This window comes from Streptomyces sp. NPDC059695, assembly GCF_042733785.1.
Lineage (GTDB): Bacteria > Actinomycetota > Actinomycetes > Streptomycetales > Streptomycetaceae > Streptomyces.
This window is the reverse complement of record NZ_JBHWFF010000015.1, coordinates 80,467-84,522: the sequence shown is the minus strand read 5'-3', so window position 1 is coordinate 84,522 and position 4,056 is coordinate 80,467. Positions and strand designations below refer to the sequence as shown.

Here is a 4,056-nt window from a genome sequence, read left to right as displayed (position 1 = left end):
GGGGGGCGGCGCGCGCGCGGGGGGCGGGGGGGGGGGCGGGCGGGGGGGGGCCCCGGGGCGGGGGGGGGGGGGGGGGGGGGGGCCGCCCCCCCCCGGGGGGGCGCCCCCGGCAACGGCCCACCGGTCGTACAACCCCCGTGGGTGTGGGAGTGGCGGTCCGGGCCGTCGTGTCCGGACCGTGCGCACTACCGGTTGCGGTGGCCACGCATCCCTCCCACCCTCACGCCTCGGACGGTTGTCCGATCCCCCGTGCCGAGGAGTCTGTGGTCCGATTCGGCCACCGCCCGACCGCATTGACGTGGCCCTGACGGTCCGGCGGTCCTCTTTGACGGGCCCTTGACGGCTGGGGCCAACGCCCGTCAGAGGGACGTCAATTCGGGCGATCCGGTGGCGTCTCCGGCTCGCCGTGGGCCTAGTTTTCTTCTCGGTCGCTCACCGGGCCGCGGACGTCAGTGGCCTGATCGTCCCCGGACCGCGGGGGCACGGCTGACCCTCCCATCCGGCTGCCGTGCCCCCGCACCACGAGCGTCGCTGTCCGTCCGCAGCCGTCCCGTGGTCGCCGGGGGAGCCCCCTTGCGTCCACGGGGCGCGGACGAGGACGGCCCTGCCGTGCTCTCCCGGCCGGCGCCGATCGGGCGGGGCCGGGCTCATCCAGAAGGTCTTCCGCGATGCATTCCCGCGCGCCCCAGCAGGCGCCCTCCGCTCCCCCGACGCCGCCCCGCTTCCCGGCCCCCGCTCCGAAGCGGCGGCGCTCGGCGCAGGGCGGGCTGCTCGACCCCGTACAGCTCGTGAAGTGCTTCCCCGAAGCCGTGCGCAAGCTGCATCCACGGGCCCTGGTGCGCAATCCGGTGCTGTTCGTCGTCGGGGTCGGTTCGGTGCTCACGACGCTGTCGGCGGTCTTCAACCCGTCCGTGTTCACCTGGGTGATCAGCGTCTGGCTGTGGCTGACGGTGATCTTCGCGAACCTCGCCGAGGCCGTGGCGGAGGGCCGCGGCAAGGCGCAGGCCGAGTCGCTGCGCAAGGCGCGTACGGACACGGTGGCACTGCGGCTGAAGCACTGGCGGTACGGCACGGACCTCGACCGGGCGGAGACGGAGGCCGTCGCGGCCACCGACCTCCGGCTGTTCGACTTCGTGCTCGTCGAGGCGGGCGAGCTGATCCCGGCCGACGGTGACGTCGTCGACGGGGTCGCGGCGGTCGACGAGTCGGCCGTCACCGGCGAGTCCGCGCCGGTCATCCGCGAGTCGGGCGGTGACCGGACGGGAGTGACGGGCGGTACGACGGTGCTGTCCGACAGGATCGTCGTACGGGTCACCTCCCGCCCCGGTCACTCCTTCATGGACCGGATGATCGCCCTGGTCGAGGGCGCGTCCCGGCAGAAGACACCGAACGAGATCGCGCTGAACATCCTGCTCGCGGCGCTCACCGTCGTCTTCGTCCTCGTGGTCGTCGCGATCCAGCCCATGGCCACCTACGCCGGCGCCGCCCCCTCCACCGCCGTCCTCGTCGCCCTGCTCGTGACCCTCATCCCGACGACCATCGGCGCCCTGCTCTCCGCGATCGGCATCGCCGGCATGGACCGGCTCGTGCAGCGCAACGTCCTCGCCATGTCGGGACGCGCCGTCGAGGCCGCGGGCGACATCAACACCCTCCTCCTCGACAAGACCGGCACCATCACCCTCGGCAACCGGGAGGCGGCCGACTTCATCCCCCTGCCGGGGATCGACGAGGCCCAGCTCGCCAACGCCGCGCAGCTGGCCTCGCTCGCCGACGAGACGCCCGAGGGCCGGTCGGTGGTGGTGCTCGCGAAGGAGCGGTACGGGCTGCGCGCCCCGGCCGAGGGTGAGCTCGCGAACGCACGGTTCGTCGAGTTCAGCGCCCAGAGCCGGATGAGCGGCATCGACCTGCGCTGGGACAACGGCGCCGCCTGCCACATCCGCAAGGGGGCGACGGCGCAGGTGATCGCGTGGGCCGAGATGTACGGCGGTACGGTGCCGGGCGAGGCACGCGCCTGGAGCGACCAGATCTCGGGCGCCGGCGGCACTCCCCTCCTGGTGGCCGTCAACGACTGGGACGGCCCCCGCGTCCTCGGCATCGTCCATCTCAAGGACGTGGTGAAGGACGGCATCAAGGAGCGGTTCGCGGAGCTGCGCCGCATGGGCATCCGTACGGTCATGATCACCGGCGACAACCCGCTGACCGCGCGGGCCATCGCGAACGAGGCCGGCGTCGACGACTACCTCGCGGAAGCCACCCCCGAGGACAAGCTCGCCCTCATCATGAAGGAGCAGGAAGGCGGGAAGCTGGTCGCCATGACCGGCGACGGCACGAACGACGCCCCCGCGCTCGCACAGGCCGACGTCGGCGTCGCGATGAACACGGGCACGTCGGCCGCGAAGGAGGCCGGCAACATGGTCGACCTCGACTCCAACCCGACCAAGCTCATCGAGATCGTCGAGATCGGCAAACAACTCCTCATCACCCGAGGCGCGTTGACGACCTTCTCGATCACGAACGACGTCGCGAAGTACTTCGCGATCATCCCGGCCATGTTCACCGGCGCCCATCCGGGCCTGGAAGCACTGAACGTCATGGGGCTGCACAGCCCGACCTCGGCCATCACCTCGGCCATCATCTTCAACGCCCTGATCATCGTGGCCCTGATCCCCCTGGCGCTGCGCGGGGTCCGCTACCGGCCCGCCTCCGCGCACGACCTGCTGCGCCGCAACCTCCTGGTGTACGGCCTCGGGGGACTCGTGCTGCCCTTCCTCGGGATCAAGGTCATCGACCTCCTGGTCTCCACCGTTCCCGGACTGGGGTGAATCCTCGTCAGGAGGCCATCAGGGAAACGACGCCTGCCTTGCCCCGGGCATCGGCCGAAGGTTGGATGGGCAGCATGAACAGCGCCTGGCTCCTGCTCGACCGGCCGCCCCATCGGGCGCCCCGTCGTGAGCCCCGCTGTCCGGAGACGTCCGCCCCGCGCTGACGTACCTCCGCATCGACCGGGGCGTCGCGACATCTCCTGTCCGGCGCCCCTTCTCCGTACCCGTACACACCTTTCATCCCTGAGGGACTGACCAGCCATGTCCGTATCCGACCTTTCCTCCCGTACCGTCCTGGTGACCGGAGCCACCTCCGGCATCGGCTACCAGACCGCGCGGCTCCTCGCCGGGCGCGGCAACACGGTGCTCGTCCACGGCCGCACCGCCGAGGAGGCGCTCGCCGCCACCGACCGGCTCGTCAGCCTCGCCGGGGTCGACGCCCACCGACTCTGCGCGGTCGGCGCGGACTTCACCCGCCTGGAGGAGGTCGAGCACCTCGCGACCCGGGTCCTGGCCGAGCACCCGCGCCTCGACGTCCTCGTCAACAACGCCGGCATGGCGGCGCCCGAGCGGCACACCGTGACGGCCGACGGCAACGAGATCGCGTTCCAGGTCAACTTCCTCGCCCACTACCTCCTGACCCACCTCCTGGAGCCCGCGCTCACCGGCGGCACGGGCGGCCGGGTCGTGAACGTCTCCTCCTCCCTGCACCGCACCGGCTCCATCCAGTGGAACGACCCCCACCGGGTGCGCCGCTACTCGCGCCTCGCCGCCTACGCCCAGTCACAGCTCGCCCTGACCGTCTTCGCCGCCGACCCGCGCGTCACCGCCGTCTCCGTCCACCCCGGCATCTGCACCACGAGCCTCCTCCCCCTCTACGCCCACGAGGGCGTGTCGCCGGCCGAGGGCGCCGCCCACGTCGTACGGCTCTGCGACCCGGCCGTCGAGATCGTCAACGGCGCCTACTACGACCGCGAACACCGCGTCGCCCCGGCGCCCGCCGCCTCCGAGGCCCGCACCGTCAAGCGCCTCACCAAGCTCGCCGACCTGCTCGTCGGCCAGAGCGCCTGAAAGGACCCGCACCACTCATGTCCCAGCGCGCCCGCAAGAAGAAGCACCGCCGCAGGAAGAAGGCGAACCACGGCCGAAGGGCCGGCGCCCGCTGAACCCCCCGGGGGGGGGGGGCCCCCGCCGGGGGCGCCCGCCCCCGCCCCCCCCCCCCCCCCGGGCCCGA

2 protein-coding genes are annotated in these 4,056 nt (G+C 72.6%); both read left to right on the top strand.

Annotated features, from left to right (window positions below; all coding sequences use genetic code 11):
- Nucleotides 1-668: 668 nt before the first annotated feature.
- The gene (kdpB, locus tag ACFV2S_RS20215; protein WP_385560647.1) at nucleotides 669-2,822 is read left to right on the top strand and encodes a potassium-transporting ATPase subunit KdpB; all 2,154 of its coding nucleotides are present in this window, start codon (nucleotides 669-671) and stop codon (nucleotides 2,820-2,822) included.
- Nucleotides 2,823-3,083: 261 nt separating this feature from the next.
- Nucleotides 3,084-3,893, top strand: a complete 810-nt coding sequence (locus tag ACFV2S_RS20210; RefSeq protein WP_385560644.1) for an SDR family NAD(P)-dependent oxidoreductase — start codon at nucleotides 3,084-3,086, stop codon at nucleotides 3,891-3,893.
- Nucleotides 3,894-4,056: the final 163 nt, after the last annotated feature.

Coding starts and splice junctions, on each gene's coding strand:
- kdpB (WP_385560647.1), top strand. CDS start 669: ATGCATTCCCGCGCGCCCCAGCAGGCGCCCTCCGCTCCCCCGACGCCG.
- ACFV2S_RS20210 (WP_385560644.1), top strand. CDS start 3,084: ATGTCCGTATCCGACCTTTCCTCCCGTACCGTCCTGGTGACCGGAGCC.